Here is a 19088-nt window from a genome sequence, read left to right as displayed (position 1 = left end):
GAAAACGAGGTTAGAAGAGATGATTTTTGATACACATACACACTTGAATGTAGAAGAATTTGCTGGTAGTGAGGCAGAAGAAATTGCCTTGGCTGCTGAGATGGGTGTGACACAGATGAATATTGTTGGTTTTGATGAACCGACGATTGAGCGTGCCTTGGAGTTGGTGGATGAGTACGACCAACTCTACGCGACTATTGGTTGGCATCCTACAGAAGCAGGGACTTACACGGAGGAAGTCGAGGTTTACTTGTTGGATAAGTTAAAACATTCCAAGGTTGTGGCTCTAGGTGAAATTGGTTTAGACTACCATTGGATGACAGCGCCAAAAGAGGTGCAGGAGCAGGTTTTTCGCCGTCAGATTCAGTTATCTAAGGACTTGGATTTGCCTTTTGTAGTTCATACCCGTGATGCGTTGGAAGATACCTATGAGATTATCAAGAGTGAGGGCGTTGGTCCTCGAGGTGGTATCATGCATTCTTTTTCGGGAACTCTTGAATGGGCAGAGAAGTTTGTGGACCTTGGTATGACCATTTCCTTCTCAGGAGTGGTGACTTTCAAGAAGGCAACTGATATCCAAGAAGCTGCTAGAGAACTTCCTTTGGACAAGATTTTGGTGGAAACGGATGCTCCCTACTTGGCTCCTGTTCCTAAACGGGGTCGTGAAAATAAAACAGCCTACACTCGCTATGTAGTGGACTTTATCGCTGACTTGCGTGGCATGACGGCAGAAGAGCTAGCGGCGATAACAACTGCAAATGCAGAACGAATTTTTGGATTGGACAGCAAGTAATGAAAGAGAAAATTTCCCAAGTTATCGTGGTTGAAGGTCGCGATGATACGGCCAATCTCAAACGTTATTTCGATGTAGAGACCTATGAGACACGAGGTTCTGCCATCAATGAGCAAGATATTGCACGTATTCAGCGTCTACACCAACGCCATGGAGTCATTGTCTTTACAGACCCAGATTTTAATGGGGAGCGGATTCGCCGCATGATTATGACGGCCATTCCAACAGTTCAGCATGCCTTCCTCAAACGAGATGAAGCTGTTCCCAAGTCCAAAACCAAGGGGCATTCTCTGGGAATTGAACATGCTAGCTATGAAGACCTGAAAACAGCTCTAGCTCAGGTGACAGAACGATTTGAACAGGAGAGTCAGTTTGATATCAGTCGTAGCGACCTGATTCGCCTTGGCTTTCTAGCAGGGGCAGATAGCCGTAAACGCAGAGAATATCTGGGAGAGGCTCTCCGAATCGGCTATTCTAACGGCAAGCAACTCCTCAAGCGCTTAGAGTTGTTTGGGATTACCTTGGCAGAAGTGGAAGAAGCTATGAAATCTTATGAGAATAGTTAAGCAGACCCCAAATACAAGGGGAATGTGTTACAATAGAAGTAAGTAGATTTATGTCAGGGGATTCACTTTGATAATATTTAAATAGATGTTTAAAAGGGAAGAGTGAAATGAAAATACGAGTTGATAGAGAATCTATCTGTATGGGAGATGATGTTTTTTCTCATCAGATAGATCTTGATATCCCGGAGGATATGACAGTTGAGGAGCTTTGTAGTTTTCTTCAAAAGGACAGATATTTACCTAGCTTAGATACAGAATGGCTTTTACGACATGGTGGAAAGACAATAACAAGTTATAATACGGAAACAAAAGAACTGACGAATCCAAATGTTTATTTAAAAGGCCTGATTCATCAGGGCTCTAGAGGAAATGATTTTGTTTGGATATATCGTCGTTCATATTAGAAAAGAGAATAAATGAGAATTGCAGATTACAGCGTGACCAAGGCAGTGCTGGAGCGTCACGGTTTTACCTTTAAAAAGTCCTTCGGGCAAAATTTCTTGACGGATACCAATATTCTTCAAAAAATCGTGGATACGGCTGAGATTGATGACCAGGTTAATGTCATCGAAATCGGGCCAGGGATTGGTGCCTTGACGGAGTTTTTGGCTGAGCGTGCAGCAGAGGTCATGGCCTTTGAAATTGACCATCGTTTGGTACCGATTTTGGCAGATACCTTGCGTGATTTTGACAATGTTACCGTAGTCAACGAGGACATTCTCAAAGTTGATTTGGCGCAACATATCCAGAATTTCAAAAATCCTGACCTGCCAATCAAGGTAGTGGCTAATTTACCTTACTACATCACGACGCCTATTCTCATGCACTTAATCGAGAGTGGGATTCCTTTTAGTGAGTTTGTTGTTATGATGCAGAAAGAAGTGGCAGACCGCATTTCAGCCCAGCCGAATACCAAGGCTTACGGTAGCTTGTCGATTGCGGTGCAGTATTACATGACTGCCAAGGTTGCTTTCATCGTGCCTCGTACGGTCTTTGTGCCAGCGCCAAACGTGGACTCTGCTATTTTGAAAATGGTGCGTCGTCCAGAACCAGCCGTAGCAGTGGAAGACGAGAACTTCTTCTTTAAGGTTTCTAAGGCTAGTTTCACTCATCGACGCAAGACTTTATGGAATAACCTGACAGGTTACTTTGGCAAGACTGAAGAGGTCAAGGACAAGCTGACCAAGGCTTTGGACCAAGCAGGCTTGTCACCAAGTGTACGTGGGGAAGCCCTCAGCTTGGCAGAATTTGCCAGCCTAGCAGATGCACTTAAAGGGCAAGGACTCTAAGATGCAGGGACAAATTATTAAAGCCTTGGCAGGCTTCTACTATGTAGAGAGTGATGGCAAGGTTTATCAAACACGAGCGCGTGGAAATTTTCGTAAAAAAGGCCATACTCCCTACGTTGGGGATTTGGTAGATTTTTCTGCCGAGGAAAATTCAGAAGGCTATATCCTCAAGATTCACGAACGCAAAAACAGCCTAGTCCGTCCGCCAATTGTTAATATTGACCAAGCTGTAGTAATCATGTCAGTCAAGGAACCTGATTTTAACAGCAATTTGCTGGATCGTTTCTTGGTTCTTTTGGAGCACAAGGACATCCATCCCATCGTTTATATTTCCAAAATGGACCTACTGGAAGATAGAGGGGAACTGGATTTTTACCAACAGACCTATGGTGATATCGGCTATGACTTTGTGACCAGTAAAGAGGAACTCCTGCCTTTATTGACAGGCAAGGTTACGGTCTTTATGGGGCAGACAGGTGTTGGGAAGTCAACACTTCTCAATAAAATCGCACCAGACCTCAATCTTGAAACAGGAGAAATTTCAGACAGTCTGGGTCGCGGGCGCCACACTACTCGAGCAGTTAGTTTTTATAATCTCAATGGGGGTAAAATCGCAGACACACCAGGTTTTTCATCCTTGGATTATGAAGTATCAACGGCGGAAGACCTCAATCAGGCCTTCCCAGAGATTGCCACTGTCAGTCGAGACTGCAAATTCCGTACTTGTACCCATACCCATGAGCCTTCTTGTGCGGTTAAGCCAGCAGTTGAAGAAGGTACCATTGCGCCCTTCCGTTTTGACAACTACCTGCAATTCCTCAGTGAGATTGAAAATCGCAGAGAAACCTATAAAAAAGTCAGCAAAAAAATTCCAAAATAAGGAGAAACCTATGTCTCAATACAAGATTGCTCCGTCAATTCTGGCAGCAGATTATGCCAACTTTGAACGTGAAATCAAACGTCTAGAAGCAACTGGGGCAGAGTATGCCCATATCGATATCATGGATGGCCATTTTGTCCCGCAAATCAGTTTTGGTGCAGGTGTGGTTGAAGCTCTTCGTCCTCATAGTAAGATGGTCTTCGACTGCCACTTGATGGTAGCTAATCCAGAGCATCATTTAGAAGACTTTGCGCGTGCAGGTGCGGATATCATCAGTATCCATGTGGAAGCAACGCCCCATATTCATGGTGCCCTCCAAAAAATTCGTTCACTCGGAGTTAAGCCTTCAGTTGTTATCAATCCTGGCACACCAGTTGAAGCCATCAAGCACGTGCTTCACCTAGTTGACCAAGTCTTAGTCATGACAGTTAACCCAGGCTTTGGTGGGCAAGCCTTTCTACCAGAGACCATGGATAAGGTCCGTGAGTTGGTTGCCCTTCGTGAGGAAAAAGGTTTGAACTTTGAGATTGAAGTGGATGGTGGGATTGATGACCAAACTATTGCCCAAGCTAAAGAAGCTGGTGCGACCGTTTTTGTAGCAGGTTCCTATGTCTTTAAGGGAGATGTCAATGAGCGAGTACAAACTCTCAGAAAACAACTGGACTAGGGTTGCCGTTTTTGCAGGCGGAGACCGCGGTCATTATCGGACAGACTTTGATTGCTTTGTCGGTGTGGATCGAGGCTCGCTCTGGGTCTTGGAAGAAAAGCTGCCTCTTGCTCTAGCAGTTGGGGATTTTGATTCTGTTACTGCAGAAGAGCGACAGGTGATTCAAAAACGTGCCCAGCATTTTGTTCAAGCCCGACCAGAAAAAGATGATACAGATCTGGAATTGGCTCTCTTAACCATCTTTGAGCAAAATTCTCAGGCTCAGGTTACTATTTTCGGTGCTTTGGGTGGTCGTATTGATCATATGCTAGCTAACGTCTTTCTACCTAGCAATCCTAAGTTGGCTCCCTATATGCGCCAGATAGCGATTGAAGATGGGCAAAATTTGATTGCCTATTGTCCAGAAGGGACCAGTCAGTTAGAACCTCGTTTAGACTATGACTATCTAGCCTTTATGCCAGTTCGGGATAGCCAGCTGACTATTCTCGGTGCTAAGTATGAGTTGACTGAGGAAAATTTTTTCTTTAAAAAAGTGTACGCTTCTAACGAATATATAGATAGGGAAGTGTCGGTGACTTGCCCAGATGGCTATGTAGTCGTGCTGCATAGCAAGGACAGGAGGTAGGATGGAAAGTTTACTTGTTCTATTATTAATTGCCAACCTAGCTGGTCTCTTTCTGATTTGGCAAAGGCAGGATAAGCAGGAAAAACACTTAAGCAAGAGCTTGGAGGATCAGGCAGATCATCTGTCAGACCAGTTAGATTATCGCTTTGAACAAGCCAGACAAGCCAGCCAGTTAGATCAAAAAGACTTGGAAGTGGCTGTCAGCGATCGCCTGCAAGAAGTGAGAATCGAATTGCACCAAGGCTTAACTCAGGTCCGTCAAGAAATGACTGAGAATCTCCTCCAAACCAGGGATAAGACTGACCAACGTCTCCAAGCCTTGCAGGAATCAAATGAGCAACGTTTGGAACAAATGCGCCAAACCGTCGAGGAAAAACTAGAAAAGACCTTGCAGACACGCCTACAGGCTTCCTTTGAGACAGTTTCCAAGCAATTGGAGTCTGTCAATCGTGGTCTTGGAGAAATGCAGACAGTTGCCCGCGATGTCGGAGCCCTCAACAAGGTTCTCTCTGGAACCAAGACACGAGGGATTCTGGGAGAATTGCAATTGGGGCAAATTATTGAGGACATCATGACCCCTGCCCAGTATGAACGAGAATACGCAACGGTTGAAAACTCTAGTGAACGAGTGGAGTATGCCATCAAGTTGCCTGGACAGGGTGACCTGGAATATGTCTACTTACCGATTGACTCCAAGTTTCCACTGGCAGATTATTACCGCTTAGAAGAAGCCTATGAAGCTGGTGACAAGGACGAGATCGAACGCTGTCGCAAGTCACTCCTAGCCAGCGTCAAACGCTTTGCCAAGGATATTAAGAGCAAGTACATAGCACCACCTCGGACGACCAATTTTGGAGTTTTGTTTGTTCCGACAGAAGGTCTCTACTCAGAAATCGTCCGCAATCCGGTCTTCTTTGATGATTTGAGACGGGAGGAGCAGATTATTGTCGCAGGTCCAAGTACCCTATCAGCTCTTCTCAATTCCCTATCAGTTGGTTTCAAAACCCTTAATATCCAAAAGAGTGCCGACCATATCAGCAAGACGCTTGCCAGTGTCAAAACCGAGTTTGGCAAGTTTGGTGGCATTCTGGTCAAGGCACAAAAACACCTCCAACATGCCTCTGGCAATATTGATGAACTATTAAACCGTCGTACCACAGCTATCGAGCGGACGCTCCGTCACATTGAGTTGTCAGAAGGTGAGCCTGCGCTTGATCTACTCCATTTCCAAGAAGATGAGGAAGAATATGAAGATTAGTCACATGAAAAAAGATGAGCTATTTGAAGGCTTTTACCTAATCAAGTCAGCTGACCTGAGGCAAACTCGAGCTGGGAAAAATTACCTAGCTTTTACCTTTCAAGATGATAGTGGCGAGATTGAAGGGAAACTCTGGGATGCCCAACCTCATAACGTTGAGGCCTTTACCGCAGGTAAGGTTGTCCACATGAAAGGACGCCGAGAAGTTTATAACAATACCCCTCAAGTCAATCAAATTACCCTCCGCCTGCCTCAGCCTGGTGAACCCAATGATCCAGCTGATTTCAAGGTCAAGTCGCCAGTTGATGTCAAGGAAATCCGTGACTATATGTCGCAAATGATTTTTAAAATTGAAAATCCTGTCTGGCAACGGATTGTCCGAAATCTCTACACCAAGTATGATAAGGAATTTTACTCCTATCCAGCAGCCAAGACCAACCACCATGCCTTTGAAACGGGTTTGGCTTTCCACACTGCAACCATGGTGCGTTTGGCAGATGCTATTAGCGAAGTTTATCCTCAGCTCAATAAGAGCCTGCTTTATGCGGGGATTATGTTGCATGACTTGGCTAAGGTCATTGAATTGACGGGACCAGACCAGACCGAGTACACAGTGCGAGGCAATCTTCTTGGACATATCGCTCTCATTGATAGCGAAATTACCAAGACAGTTATGGAACTCGGCATTGATGATACCAAGGAAGAAGTCGTTCTGCTTCGCCACGTTATCCTCAGCCACCACGGCTTACTTGAGTACGGAAGTCCAGTTCGTCCACGTATCATGGAGGCAGAGATTATCCATATGATTGACAATCTGGATGCTAGCATGATGATGATGTCAACAGCTCTTGCTCTGGTGGATAAGGGAGAGATGACCAATAAAATCTTCGCTATGGACAATCGTTCCTTCTATAAACCAGATTTAGATTAATAATTTAAGAAAAACGAACATTTTTAGGGCAAGAATGTTCGTTTTTTTATGTGAATATGGTATAATAGATAAAATATCAAAATTAAATGAAGTGGGAAATAGAAATGAAATTAAGAAGAAGTGATCGGATGGTTGTCATTTCCAACTATTTGATTAATAATCCTTATAAACTAACTAGTCTCAATACTTTTGCTGAAAAGTATGAATCTGCTAAATCATCCATCTCAGAGGATATCGTGATTATCAAACGCGCCTTTGAGGAAATTGAAATCGGTCATATCCAGACAGTAACTGGTGCTGGTGGTGGTGTCATTTTCACACCATCAATCTCAAGCCATGATGCCAAGGAAATGGTTGAGGACTTGCGTGCCAAGTTGTCAGAAAGTGACCGTATCTTGCCAGGTGGCTATATCTACCTGTCTGATTTGCTTAGCACACCAGCTATCTTGAAAAATATTGGTCGCATTATTGCCAAGAGCTTTATGGACCAAAAAATTGATGCCGTTATGACCGTAGCGACCAAGGGTGTTCCACTTGCAAATGCAGTTGCCAATGTCCTCAATGTTCCTTTTGTTATTGTGCGCCGTGACCTGAAAATTACCGAAGGTTCAACTGTCAGCGTCAACTATGTTTCAGGTTCAAGTGGTGACCGCATTGAGAAAATGTTCCTTTCAAAACGCAGTCTCAAGGCTGGCAGCCGTGTCTTGATTGTGGATGACTTCTTGAAAGGCGGAGGAACTGTCAATGGGATGATCAGTCTCTTGCGAGAGTTTGATTCAGAATTGGCAGGTGTAGCGGTCTTTGCGGATAATGCCCAAGAAGAACGTGAAAAGCAGTTTGACTACAAGTCACTCTTGAAGGTAACCAATATTGATGTCAAGAACCAAGCCATCGATGTTGAGGTTGGCAATATCTTTGACGAAGACAAATAAGAGATAGAACTAAAGGTTGGAACGATTGTCCCAGCCTTTCTTTGCAAATAGAATAGAAGGAAACTTATGAAAACACCATTTATCAATAAAGAAGACTTAGAAAAGATTGTTGCCGAGTTCCCGACTCCCTTTCACTTATATGATGAGAAGGGAATTCGTGAGAAGGCAAGAGCCGTCAACCAAGCCTTTTCGTGGAACAAGGGCTTTAAGGAATATTTTGCAGTTAAGGCTACTCCAACACCAGCTATCTTGAAAATTCTCCAAGAGGAAGGCTGTGGTGTGGACTGCTCTAGTTATGTAGAGCTTTTGATGAGTCATAAACTGGACTTTCCAGGTTCTGAGATTATGTTCTCTTCAAACAACACGCCAGCTAAGGAATATGCCTATGCACGTGAATTGGGTGCGACCATTAACTTGGATGCCTTTGAAGATATTGAACATCTAGAGCGTGCAGCAGGCATTCCAGAAATCATCTCTTGTCGTTACAATCCTGGAGGCGTTTTTGAACTGGGGACAGACATTATGGACAATCCTGGAGAGGCCAAGTTTGGCATGACCAAGGATCAGCTCTTTGAAGCTTTTGCTATCTTGAAGCAAAAAGGAGCTAAGACTTTTGGGATTCACTCCTTTCTAGCGTCCAATACCGTGACCCATCTCTATTATCCAGAGTTGGCTCGTCAGCTTTTTGAATTGGCTGTTGAAATCAAGGAAAAGTTGGGCATTTCGCTAGACTTTATCAATCTTTCTGGCGGCATTGGTGTTAACTATCGTCCAGACCAGGAGCCGAACGATATCGCCTTGATTGGTGAGGGAGTTCGTAAGGTGTATGAAGAGGTCCTTACGCCAGCAGGTCTTGGTCAGGTTAAGATTTTCACCGAATTGGGTCGTTTTATGTTGGCACCTCACGGTGCTTTGGTCACAAGAGTCACTCATAAGAAGGAAACCTACCGTACCTATCTAGGTGTGGATGCATCAGCAGTCAACCTCATGCGTCCAGCTATGTATGGAGCCTATCACCATATTACTAACGTGACCCATCCAGATGGACCAGCTGAAGTGGTTGATGTGGTTGGTTCACTCTGTGAAAACAATGATAAATTTGCAGTGAATCGCGAACTGCCTCATACAGAAATCGGTGATTTGCTGGTCATTCATGATACAGGTGCCCACGGATTTTCAATGGGCTACCAGTACAATGCCAAACTTCGTTCTGCGGAAATCCTCTATACAGAAGAAGGCAAAGCCCGTCAAATCCGCCGTGCAGAGCGCCCTGAGGACTATTTTGCAACCTTGTATGGTTTTGATTTTGAAGAATAAAATGATAAGTAATTGAAAATGAAATTGAAAAACAGATTGCTTTCTAAAAAATAGGCAAAAATCTTGTTTTTCCTTCAAGTCGTGATATAATAAAACTATAAAACGTTTTCAAGGAAGGTAACGATATGTCTGAAGAAACAATTGATTATGGACAAGTGACAGGAATGGTGCATTCGACAGAAAGTTTTGGGGCGGTAGATGGCCCTGGTATTCGCTTTATTGTCTTTTTGCAGGGCTGTCACATGCGTTGCCAGTATTGCCACAACCCTGACACTTGGGCTATGGAGTCCAATAAGTCACGTGAACGGACGGTAGATGATGTCTTGACTGAAGCCTTGCGTTACCGTGGTTTCTGGGGAAATAAGGGCGGGATTACAGTCAGTGGAGGAGAAGCTCTCTTGCAGATTGATTTCTTGATTGCCCTCTTTACCAAGGCTAAGGAACAAGGAATCCACTGTACCTTGGATACCTGTGCCCTTCCTTTCCGTAATAAACCACGTTACCTTGAGAAGTTTGACAAACTCATGGCTGTCACTGACTTGGTTCTTTTGGATATAAAGGAAATCAACGAAGAACAGCACAAGATTGTCACTAGCCAAACCAATAAAAATATCTTGGCTTGTGCCCAGTATCTATCAGATATTGGAAAGCCTGTCTGGATTCGCCACGTGCTAGTTCCAGGATTGACAGATAGAGATGATGACTTGATTGAACTTGGTAAGTTCGTCAAAACCCTTAAAAATGTTGATAAGTTTGAAATTCTACCTTATCACACTATGGGTGAGTTCAAATGGCGTGAATTGGGAATTCCTTATTCGCTCGAAGGGGTTAAACCACCAACAGCAGACCGCGTCAAGAACGCTAAAAAACTCATGGATACCGAAAGTTACCAAGACTATATGAAACGTGTACATGGATAAAAAAGAAGCCTGATGGAAACATCGGGCTTTTGATACTCAATGAAAATCAAAGAGCAAACTAGGAAGCTAGCCGCAGGCTGCTCAAAACATGGTTTTGAGGTTGTAGATAAGACTGACGAAGTCAGTAACACATCTACGGCAAGGCGAAGCTGACGTGGTTTGAGAGATTTTCGAAGAGTATGACTTGCAAAAAAGACTTAGCAAATCAGCTAAGCCTTTTTCTTCTTATCTCGAACGTTGTTTTCCAGCGTTGCGATTTTTGTGTTTTTTCTTGCTTGTGATAGCAGTTGGTTGTTCAGGAGTAACGTCTTTTCGTCCACTTGGTGTAGAGAAAGCACGTGCTTTTGGTGGGTTCTTGGCTAGTTCTTCACGGACTTTTTTGCGAAGTTTTGGACGAACGATATAGTTGACGATAAACTGTTGGAGAATCATCATGAAACCACCGACAACCCAGTAAAGTGTGACACTGGCTGGTGAGAAAAGGGAGAAGACGACGATCATGAGTGGGCTCATGTAAATCATTTTCTTGATTTGTTCTCTTTGCATTTCATCTTCTACTCCGTGAAGTGAAAGGAGCGATTGAAGATAGTAAAGGACACCAGCGCAGGCAACCAAAATCATACTTGGAGAACCTAGAGGAATTCCTAGGTAGCTTGCTTGAGCAACCCCTTCAGTGTGTTGGGCAGCAAAGTAGATAGCAGAGAAGAAAGGCATTTGAAGGAGGATAGGGAAACATCCTACACCACCAAACATGCTGATGCCGTGCTCTTTTTGAGCGGCAAAGAGGGCTTGTTGGGCTTCTAGTTTTTCTTCTTGAGTGGTTGCTTCTTTGAGACGAGTTTGGTGTGGTTCAAGGACGTGTTTGAGGGCGTTCATCTTTTCAGAGTGAAGTGTCGCCTTCCATGATTGGTAAATACCAAGTGGCAAGATGATCAAGCGCACGATAATGGTCACGATAATGATAGCGACACCAAAGCCTAGACCTTTATCAGTAGCGAAGTACTTGATAGCTTCTCCCATCGGGGCACCTAAGAAATCCCAAACGGGACCAATTGGCTTACCTGTTGCTTTATCAATTTGAACGCAACCTGTCAAGACTAATAGCATAGCTACTCCCATAGCTGAGAGTGCAAAACGTTTAATAGTTTTCAATGTGTTCATTCCTTCTTTTAAAAATAATACCTTTCTATTCTACTGTTTTTTTACAAAATATACAATAGTTCTAGAGACCTAATTTGCGATTTTAAAGTCAGGGTAAGGAGGAAAGTTGCTTAGTTTGACATCTAAGTAGCTGACTTTTGAAAAAGGTGTTGGTCCTTTGCGGATTTCTTGGATAAATTTTGCCATGGTAGCAGATGAGTCTGCTTGGGCTAAAATTTCCACTGTGCCATCGTCGTTATTCCATACTCGACCTGTGATGCCACCAATTTCAAGTGCCAGGCTGTAAACACCCCAACGAAAGCCGACTCCTTGCACCCTGCCTTGGGCAATCATTCTAACCTTTTGCATACCAAACCCCTTTGATTGTGTTATAATATTTCTATGACTATTATAACCTCAAAAGCCAATTCTGTGGTAAAAAATGCCAAGAAATTACACCAAAAAAAATACCGCAAGTCTGCCTATTTGATTGAAGGCTGGCACTTGTTTGAAGAAGCTGTTCAAGCTGGAGTGACGATTGAGAAAATCTTTGCCCTAGAAAGTTATCGAGAACAGTTAGTTGCTTTTCCGCAAACTGTCTGGGTATCAGAGGATATTTTGCTAGATTTGGCGGATTCTCAGACTCCACAGGGAATTGTTGCGGTGGTTCAAAAAGAAGAAGTAGAACAAACTGACTTTAGTCAGGGAAAGTTCTTGTTTTTGGAAGATGTGCAAGATCCTGGTAATGTGGGAACTATCATTCGGACTGCGGATGCAGCAGGTTTTACTGGAGTGATTGTTTCAGATAAATCGGCAGATATCTACAGTCTCAAGACCTTACGTTCGATGCAAGGCAGTCATTTCCACCTGCCCATTTACCGGATGTCTAGTCAAGCGCTTCTAGAGAAAGCTAAAAAGGATGGTATCCCTGTGCTAGCAACCACACTTTCCAAGGATTCTAAAGACTATCGTGACGTGCCTCATTTTGACCAGTTTGTCTTGGTTATGGGAAATGAAGGTCAAGGAATTAGTCCCCTCATGGCTGAAAGTGCAGACCAGTTGGTTCACATTAGCATGAAGGGTCAGGCAGAGAGTCTCAATGTTGCAGTTGCAGCAGGTATTTTGATTTTCCATTTAAGCTAATTTTAATTTTCTTTGTTATAATCAAGGAAAGACATCCATAGAAAAGGAGACAAGGATGAATCATACTATTATACAAGACCGTACTGGTCTCAATCAATTTTACGCTAAGGTCTATGCCTTTGTTGGATTAGGCATCGGACTATCCGCCTTGGTATCTGGCCTCATGTTGACTGTTTTTCAGTCTCAGTTGGTTTACTTTTTGATGCAGGGACGTCTCTGGTTGACCATTGCAACTGTTGCGGAGCTAGCACTAGTCTTCGTTGCTAGTAACATGGCCTTAAAGAATAGTCCAGCTGCTCTTCCAGTATTTTTACTTTACTCCGTTTTAAACGGCTTTACCCTCAGTTTTGTGGTGGCCTTCTATACTCCCGGTACAGTTTTATCCGCCTTTGTGTCGAGCGCCCTTCTCTTCTTTGTCATGGCAGCAGTTGGTATGGTCACCAAGAAAGACTTGAGTGGGATCGGTCGAGCTATGATGGCAGCTCTTATCGGTTTGATTATTGCTATGGTAGTCAATATTTTCTTGGCTAGCGGTTTCTTTGATTATATGATTAGTGTAGCCATGGTTTTGGTCTTCTCAGGGTTGATTGCTTGGGACAACCAAAGAATTCGTCTCGCTTATGAACAATCACAAGGCCGTGTAGCGACAGGTTGGGTTGTGTCAATGGCTCTCAGTATTTATCTTGATTTTATCAATCTTTTCCTAAGTATTCTACGTATCTTTGGTCGCAATGACTAGAGGGTTCATGACATCAGTGTTCCAAGGAACACTGATTTTTTCGTATTTGCTCTTTCCTTTTCTTGAAAATAGGTGTATAATGCTTTTAATTAATTTTTTGAGGAGTAGTTTATGAAGAAAAGTTTTATTCATCAACAAGAAGAGATTTCCTTTGTCAAAAACACTTTTACCCAGTATTTGAAAGATAAGTTAGAAGTTGTCGAAGTTCAAGGTCCTATCTTGAGCAGGGTTGGCGACGGGATGCAGGATAATTTATCAGGTGTGGAGAATGCCGTATCGGTCAAGGTTCTCCAAATTCCTGATGCTACTTATGAAGTGGTGCACTCACTTGCCAAATGGAAACGCCATACTTTGGCCCGTTTTGGTTTCGGTGAGGGAGAAGGCCTTTTTGTCCACATGAAGGCCCTTCGTCCAGACGAAGATTCGCTGGATGCGACCCACTCTGTTTATGTTGACCAGTGGGACTGGGAGAAAGTTATCCCAAATGGTAAACGTAATATCGCTTATCTAAAAGAAACAGTTGAGAAGATTTACAAGGCTATTCGTCTTACTGAGCTAGCTGTTGAAGCCCGCTATGACATCGAATCAATCTTGCCAAAACAAATCACTTTTATCCACACAGAAGAGTTGGTAGAACGCTACCCAGATTTGACACCAAAAGAGCGTGAAAATGCTATTTGTAAAGAATTTGGAGCAGTATTCTTGATCGGTATCGGTGGTGAATTACCAGACGGTAAACCGCACGATGGACGTGCACCAGACTACGATGACTGGACAAGCGAGTCTGAAAATGGTTACAAGGGTCTAAATGGTGATATTCTTGTTTGGAATGAGTCTCTGGGGGGAGCCTTTGAGTTGTCTTCTATGGGAATCCGTGTAGATGAAGAAACGCTTCGTCGTCAGGTTGCCATTACAGGTGATGAAGACCGCTTGGAATTGGAATGGCACAAGGCTTTGTTGAATGGTCTATTCCCATTGACAATCGGTGGAGGAATTGGACAATCTCGGATGGCCATGTTCCTACTTCGCAAGAAACACATCGGAGAAGTGCAAACAAGTGTTTGGCCTCAAGAAGTCCGCGATACTTACGAAAATATTTTGTAGAGAATCGAACCGCAAGGTTCGGTTTTCTTTCTCTTTTCGCCCATAATTTGGTATAATAAACGGTATGAAAATCGTATCAGGAATCTATGGGGGACGTCCCCTAAAGACACTAGAAGGAAAGACGACAAGACCTACTTCGGATAAGGTTAGGGGAGCCATTTTTAACATGATTGGTCCCTACTTTGAAGGGGGACGAGTCTTGGACCTGTATGCAGGTAGTGGTGGTTTATCTATCGAGGCAGTCTCGCGTGGCATGTCCAGCGCTGTTTTGGTGGAACGAGAACGTAAGGCTCAGGCTATCGTGGCTGAAAATATTCAGATGACCAAGGAAGTTGGAAAATTTGAGCTCCTCAAGATGGATGCAGAAAGGGCATTGGAACAGGTATCTGGGGAATTTGACCTCATTTTCTTAGACCCTCCTTATGCCAAGGAACAAATCGTAGCAGATATTGAAAAAATGGATGAGAAAGAGCTTTTTTCTGAAGATGTCATGGTCGTGTGTGAGACGGATAAGGCCGTCGAACTTCCAGAAGAAATTGCCTGCCTGGGTATCTGGAAGGAAAAAATTTATGGAATTAGTAAGGTGACAGTCTATGTCAGATAAGATTGGCTTATTCACAGGCTCATTTGATCCGATGACAAATGGGCATCTGGATATCATTGAACGGGCTAGCAAACTCTTTGATAAGCTCTATGTCGGTATTTTTTTTAATCCCCACAAACAAGGATTTCTCCCTATCGAAAATCGTAAACGGGGGTTAGAAAAGGCTGTGATACATTTGGGAAATGTTAAAGTTGTGTCTTCTCATGATGAATTGGTAGTTGATGTCGCAAAAAGACTGGGGGCTACTTGCCTAGTGCGGGGTTTGAGGAATGCAGCGGATTTGCAATATGAAGCCAGTTTTGATTACTACAACCATCAGCTGTCTCCTGATATAGAGACCATTTATTTACATAGCCGACCTGAACATCTCTATCTCAGTTCATCCGGTATTAGAGAGCTATTGAAGTTTGGTCAGGATGTTGCCTGCTATGTTCCTGAGAGTATTTTGGAGGAAATAAGAAATGAAAAAAAAGATTAGATGGCCCTTATATGTCATTGCGGCCTTGATTGTGACTTTCTTGGCATTTGTAGTGCCCTTGCCCTATTATATAGAGGTTCCAGGTGGTTCGGAAGATATTCGCCAAGTCCTTAAAGTCAATGACACAGAAGATAAGGAAGCTGGTGCCTATCAATTCGTTACGGTTGGTGTCCAGCACGCTACTTTAGCCCATATGATTTATGCTTGGTTGACGCCTTTTACAGATATTCGTAGTGCCCAGGAGACTACAGGTGGTTCTTCCGATGTTGAATTTATGCGGATCAATCAATTCTACATGCAGACATCGCAGAATATGGCTAAGTATCAAGGGCTAAAAACAGCTGGTAAGGATATTGAACTAAAATATCTTGGGGTTTATGTTTTGACTGTGACGGATAATTCGACCTTTAAAGGGATTCTCAACATCTCTGATACGGTCACAGCAGTCAATGATCAGACATTCGACAGTTCCAAAGACTTGATTGATTACGTCAATTCTCAAAAACTAGGGGACTCCGTCAAGGTGACCTATGAAGAGGATGGGCAAACCAAGTCTGCAGAAGGTAAGATTATTACCTTGGAAAATGGCAAAAATGGAATTGGAATTGGCTTGATTGACCGTACAGAAGTGACCAGTGATGTCCCAATTCGCTTTTCAACAGCCGGTATCGGCGGACCAAGTGCTGGTCTCATGTTTAGTCTGGCCATCTATACCCAGATATCTGACCCTGGCCTTCGAAATGGCCGTATCGTTGCCGGTACAGGAACCATTGACCGCGATGGGAATGTGGGGGACATTGGAGGTATCGATAAGAAAGTTGTAGCTTCGGCTAGAGAAGGTGCTGCTATTTTCTTTGCCCCTGATAACCCTGTTAGCGAAGAAGAACAAAAAGCACATCCTGATGCGAAAAATAACTACCAAACAGCCCTGGAAGCAGCTAAAACAATCAAGACAGATATGAAAATAGTGCCAGTTAAAACCCTACAAGATGCAATTGATTACTTGAAAAACAATCCCTAGTTTTTAAGTGAAGTTTCCAAACTAGCGCACAAACAGAGAAGATGGTATAATAGTCAAATGGTTCAATTATTATTCACTCTAAGCAGTCACATGCTCTTTATTTATGTGAGTTTTTACCTTTTAAAGGATCTTGTTAGATGGGAAAAGGTTTTAAAAGTGACAGCTGAGAATACAAGAAAAGTCCGTTTATTGATAGCTCTTTTCAGTATTGTAATGGGCTACATCATGAGTTCATTCTTTATCAGCCTGTATCAGTTGTGGCAAGAAGTGCTTAGAGGATTATTATAAAATCAAGAGTAAAGGAAATAAGTATGGAAAAAATTGTGGTTCAAGGTGGCGATAATCGTCTGGTAGGAAGTGTTACGATCGAAGGAGCAAAGAATGCAGTCTTGCCCTTGTTGGCAGCGACTATTCTAGCAAGTGAAGGAAAGACCGTCTTGCAGAATGTTCCTATCTTGTCAGATGTGTTCACTATGAATCAGGTGGTTCGTGGTTTGAATGCCAAGGTGGATTTTAATGAAGAAGATCATCTTGTTGAGGTGGACGCGACTGGCGATATCACTGAGGAAGCTCCTTACAAGTATGTCAGCAAGATGCGTGCATCTATCGTTGTCTTGGGACCAATTCTTGCCCGTGTAGGTCATGCCAAGGTATCCATGCCAGGTGGTTGTACGATTGGTAGCCGCCCTATTGATCTGCATTTGAAAGGTCTAGAAGCTATGGGGGCTAAGATTAGTCAGACAGCTGGTTATATCGAAGCCAAGGCTGATCGCTTACATGGAGCTCATATCTACATGGACTTCCCAAGTGTTGGTGCTACTCAGAACTTGATGATGGCAGCGACGCTGGCTGATGGGGTTACAGTGATTGAAAATGCTGCGCGTGAGCCTGAGATTGTGGACCTAGCCATTCTCTTAAATGAAATGGGAGCTAAAGTAAAAGGTGCTGGTACAGAGACCATTACCATTACCGGTGTGGAGAAACTTTATGGTACGACTCATAATGTAGTCCAAGACCGTATCGAAGCGGGAACCTTTATGGTGGCTGCTGCCATGACTGGTGGTGATGTCCTGATTAAAGATGCTGTTTGGGAGCACAACCGTCCCTTGATTGCCAAATTGCTTGAAATGGGAGTGGAAGTGACGGAGGAGACTGAAGGAATTCGAGTTCGCTCTCAACTAGAAAATCTAAAAGCTGTCCATGTGAAAACCTTGCCCCACCCAGGATTTCCAACAGATATGCAGGCTCAATTTACAGCCTTGATGACTGTCGCAAAAGGCGAATCAACTATGGTGGAGACAGTTTTTGAAAATCGTTTCCAACACCTAGAAGAAATGCGCCGTATGGGCTTGCACTCTGAAATTATCCGTGATACAGCACGTATTGTTGGTGGACAGCCTTTGCAGGGAGCAGAAGTTCTTTCAACTGACCTTCGTGCCAGTGCAGCCTTGATTTTGACAGGTTTGGTAGCACAAGGAGAAACCGTAGTTGGTAAATTAGTCCACTTGGATAGAGGCTACTACCGTTTTCATGAGAAGTTGGCGCAGTTGGGTGCTAAGATTCAGCGGATTGAGGCAAGTGATGAAGATGAATAAGAAATCAGGCTACGTAGCCAAGCGTTTACTTTTAGTCATTCTGGTACTGATTTTAGGTGCTTTAGCCCTAGGAATCGGTTTAATGGTCGGTTATGGAATCTTGGGCAAGGGTCAAGATCCATGGGCTATCCTGTCTCCAGCAAAATGGCAGGAATTGATTCATAAATTTACAGGAAATTAGGCTGGAAAACCAGCCTTTTTCTAGAGATAAGGAGAAATATGAACAAAAAAACAAGACAGACACTAATCGGATTGCTGGTATTATTACTTTTATCTGCCGGTAGCTATTATATCAAGCAGATGCAGTCGACAGCTAATACTCCTAAAACTAAGGTGAGTCAGAAAAAACAAGCGTCTGAAGCTCCTAGTCAAGAATTGGCAGAAAGTGTCTTAACAGATGTAGTCAAGAGTCAAATAAAAGGGAGTCTGGAGTGGAATGGATCAGGTGCTTTTATCGTCAATGGTAATAAAACAAACCTAGATGCCAAGGTTTCAAGTAAACCTTACGCCGATAATAAAACAAAGACAGTGGGCAAGGAAACCGTGCCAACTGTAGCCAATGCTCTCTTGTCTAAGGCAACCCGACAGTACAAGAATCGTGAAGAAACGGGGAATGGTTCGACTTCATGGACTCCTCCAGGATGGCATCAGGTTAAGAATCTAAAGGGGACTTATACCCATGCGGTCGATAGAGGTCATTTGTTAGGCTATGCCTTGATCGGTGGCTTGGATGGTTTTGATGCTTCTACAAGCAATCCTAAAAACATTGCTGTTCAGACAGCCTGGGCAAATCAGGCGCAAGCTGAGGATTCGACAGGGCAAAACTACTATGAAAGCCTGGTACGTAAATCCTTGGACCAAAACAAGCGTGTCCGTTACCGTGTAACCCTTTATTATGCTTCAAACGAGGATTTAGTACCTTCAGCTTCACAGATTGAAGCCAAGTCTTCAGACGGAGAATTGGAATTTAATGTTCTAGTTCCCAATGTTCAAAAGGGGCTTCAACTGGATTACAGAACTGGAGAAGTGACTGTTACTCAGTAAAATACAAAATAAACTCCTATGTCACTTGTCGATATAGGAGTT

The 19088-nt window shown here is 43.4% G+C and carries 24 protein-coding genes; 22 read left to right on the top strand and 2 right to left on the bottom strand.

Annotated features, from left to right (window positions below):
• Nucleotides 1-19: 19 nt before the first annotated feature.
• The 12 genes from O3599_RS07800 (at nucleotide 20) to pflA (ending at nucleotide 10178) form a co-directional block, all read left to right on the top strand.
• On the top strand, nucleotides 20-793 hold the full coding sequence (locus O3599_RS07800; RefSeq protein ID WP_247939773.1) for a TatD family hydrolase: 774 nt from the start codon (nucleotides 20-22) through the stop codon (nucleotides 791-793).
• Entirely contained in the window at nucleotides 793-1359 is a 567-nt protein-coding gene (gene rnmV / locus O3599_RS07795) for a ribonuclease M5 (RefSeq protein WP_371512480.1), read from the top strand. Before O3599_RS07800 ends, rnmV begins: the two co-directional genes overlap by 1 nt.
• 107 nt (nucleotides 1360-1466) lie before the next feature.
• Complete coding sequence (locus tag O3599_RS07790; RefSeq protein WP_261042981.1) at nucleotides 1467-1763, top strand: hypothetical protein; 297 nt, start codon at nucleotides 1467-1469, stop codon at nucleotides 1761-1763.
• Between the two features lie 12 nt (nucleotides 1764-1775).
• Nucleotides 1776-2648, top strand: coding sequence for a 16S rRNA (adenine(1518)-N(6)/adenine(1519)-N(6))-dimethyltransferase RsmA (rsmA, locus tag O3599_RS07785; RefSeq protein ID WP_001216838.1), 873 nt, complete (start codon nucleotides 1776-1778; stop codon nucleotides 2646-2648).
• 1 nt (nucleotide 2649) lies between these two features.
• Nucleotides 2650-3528: a ribosome small subunit-dependent GTPase A gene (gene rsgA, locus O3599_RS07780; RefSeq protein WP_261150482.1), complete on the top strand. Its 879-nt coding sequence runs from the start codon at nucleotides 2650-2652 to the stop codon at nucleotides 3526-3528.
• Between the two features lie 10 nt (nucleotides 3529-3538).
• Nucleotides 3539-4195 (top strand): ribulose-phosphate 3-epimerase, encoded by a 657-nt coding sequence (gene rpe, locus O3599_RS07775; protein WP_000084990.1) that lies wholly within the window; start codon nucleotides 3539-3541, stop codon nucleotides 4193-4195.
• Entirely contained in the window at nucleotides 4158-4820 is a 663-nt protein-coding gene (locus O3599_RS07770; RefSeq protein WP_070482204.1) for a thiamine diphosphokinase, read from the top strand. Before rpe ends, O3599_RS07770 begins: the two co-directional genes overlap by 38 nt.
• 1 nt (nucleotide 4821) lies before the next feature.
• Nucleotides 4822-6078, top strand: coding sequence for a DNA recombination protein RmuC (rmuC, locus tag O3599_RS07765; RefSeq protein WP_247939777.1), 1257 nt, complete (start codon nucleotides 4822-4824; stop codon nucleotides 6076-6078).
• Nucleotides 6068-7009: a 3'-5' exoribonuclease YhaM family protein gene (locus O3599_RS07760; RefSeq protein WP_020903082.1), complete on the top strand. Its 942-nt coding sequence runs from the start codon at nucleotides 6068-6070 to the stop codon at nucleotides 7007-7009. Before rmuC ends, O3599_RS07760 begins: the two co-directional genes overlap by 11 nt.
• Before the next feature lie 104 nt (nucleotides 7010-7113).
• Nucleotides 7114-7941 (top strand): pur operon repressor, encoded by an 828-nt coding sequence (gene purR, locus O3599_RS07755; RefSeq protein WP_004238844.1) that lies wholly within the window; start codon nucleotides 7114-7116, stop codon nucleotides 7939-7941.
• A 66-nt stretch (nucleotides 7942-8007) separates the two neighbouring features.
• On the top strand, nucleotides 8008-9258 hold the full coding sequence (locus O3599_RS07750; RefSeq protein WP_070526592.1) for a diaminopimelate decarboxylase: 1251 nt from the start codon (nucleotides 8008-8010) through the stop codon (nucleotides 9256-9258).
• A 125-nt stretch (nucleotides 9259-9383) separates the two neighbouring features.
• Entirely contained in the window at nucleotides 9384-10178 is a 795-nt protein-coding gene (gene pflA, locus O3599_RS07745) for a pyruvate formate-lyase-activating protein (protein ID WP_004255837.1), read from the top strand.
• A gap of 225 nt (nucleotides 10179-10403) precedes the next feature.
• On the opposite strand, the gene yidC is transcribed toward pflA, so the two are convergent.
• Together yidC and O3599_RS07735 are read right to left on the bottom strand one after the other, a co-directional pair.
• Nucleotides 10404-11330, bottom strand: coding sequence for a membrane protein insertase YidC (yidC, locus tag O3599_RS07740; protein WP_247939780.1), 927 nt, complete (start codon nucleotides 11328-11330; stop codon nucleotides 10404-10406).
• A 78-nt stretch (nucleotides 11331-11408) separates the two neighbouring features.
• Nucleotides 11409-11687, bottom strand: coding sequence for an acylphosphatase (locus O3599_RS07735; RefSeq protein WP_001174616.1), 279 nt, complete (start codon nucleotides 11685-11687; stop codon nucleotides 11409-11411).
• A gap of 33 nt (nucleotides 11688-11720) precedes the next feature.
• Between O3599_RS07735 and O3599_RS07730 the strand changes: the two genes are divergently transcribed.
• From O3599_RS07730 to endA, 10 genes are all read left to right on the top strand, one after another.
• A complete protein-coding gene (locus O3599_RS07730; protein WP_247939778.1) occupies nucleotides 11721-12461 on the top strand; it encodes an RNA methyltransferase in 741 nt (246 codons plus the stop codon).
• Between the two features lie 55 nt (nucleotides 12462-12516).
• Nucleotides 12517-13200 (top strand): Bax inhibitor-1/YccA family protein, encoded by a 684-nt coding sequence (locus O3599_RS07725; RefSeq protein WP_247939779.1) that lies wholly within the window; start codon nucleotides 12517-12519, stop codon nucleotides 13198-13200.
• A gap of 111 nt (nucleotides 13201-13311) precedes the next feature.
• A complete protein-coding gene (asnA, locus tag O3599_RS07720; RefSeq protein WP_000748003.1) occupies nucleotides 13312-14304 on the top strand; it encodes an aspartate--ammonia ligase in 993 nt (330 codons plus the stop codon).
• A 64-nt stretch (nucleotides 14305-14368) separates the two neighbouring features.
• Nucleotides 14369-14908 (top strand): 16S rRNA (guanine(966)-N(2))-methyltransferase RsmD, encoded by a 540-nt coding sequence (gene rsmD / locus O3599_RS07715; protein WP_004241152.1) that lies wholly within the window; start codon nucleotides 14369-14371, stop codon nucleotides 14906-14908.
• Entirely contained in the window at nucleotides 14898-15386 is a 489-nt protein-coding gene (gene coaD, locus O3599_RS07710; RefSeq protein ID WP_247939903.1) for a pantetheine-phosphate adenylyltransferase, read from the top strand. The genes rsmD and coaD overlap by 11 nt, the downstream gene beginning before the upstream one ends.
• Nucleotides 15370-16407 (top strand): SepM family pheromone-processing serine protease, encoded by a 1038-nt coding sequence (locus tag O3599_RS07705; protein ID WP_049492818.1) that lies wholly within the window; start codon nucleotides 15370-15372, stop codon nucleotides 16405-16407. The genes coaD and O3599_RS07705 overlap by 17 nt, the downstream gene beginning before the upstream one ends.
• A gap of 57 nt (nucleotides 16408-16464) precedes the next feature.
• Nucleotides 16465-16695 (top strand): DUF1146 family protein, encoded by a 231-nt coding sequence (locus tag O3599_RS07700; RefSeq protein ID WP_000250389.1) that lies wholly within the window; start codon nucleotides 16465-16467, stop codon nucleotides 16693-16695.
• A 23-nt stretch (nucleotides 16696-16718) separates the two neighbouring features.
• On the top strand, nucleotides 16719-18002 hold the full coding sequence (murA, locus tag O3599_RS07695) for a UDP-N-acetylglucosamine 1-carboxyvinyltransferase (protein WP_024057810.1): 1284 nt from the start codon (nucleotides 16719-16721) through the stop codon (nucleotides 18000-18002).
• Nucleotides 17995-18183 carry a DNA-directed RNA polymerase subunit beta gene (locus O3599_RS07690; protein ID WP_043901723.1) on the top strand — a complete coding sequence of 63 codons (189 nt, stop codon included), beginning with the start codon at nucleotides 17995-17997 and terminating at the stop codon, nucleotides 18181-18183. Before murA ends, O3599_RS07690 begins: the two co-directional genes overlap by 8 nt.
• Nucleotides 18184-18221: 38 nt before the next feature.
• Complete coding sequence (gene endA / locus O3599_RS07685; protein WP_247939902.1) at nucleotides 18222-19046, top strand: DNA/RNA non-specific endonuclease; 825 nt, start codon at nucleotides 18222-18224, stop codon at nucleotides 19044-19046.
• Nucleotides 19047-19088 lie beyond the last annotated feature (42 nt).

It is taken from the genome of Streptococcus sp. 27098_8_103 (assembly GCF_041432345.1).
Taxonomy (GTDB): domain Bacteria; phylum Bacillota; class Bacilli; order Lactobacillales; family Streptococcaceae; genus Streptococcus; species Streptococcus mitis_BV.
The sequence above is the reverse complement of the archived record's forward strand: the minus strand, read 5'-3'. Positions and strand labels throughout refer to the sequence as shown.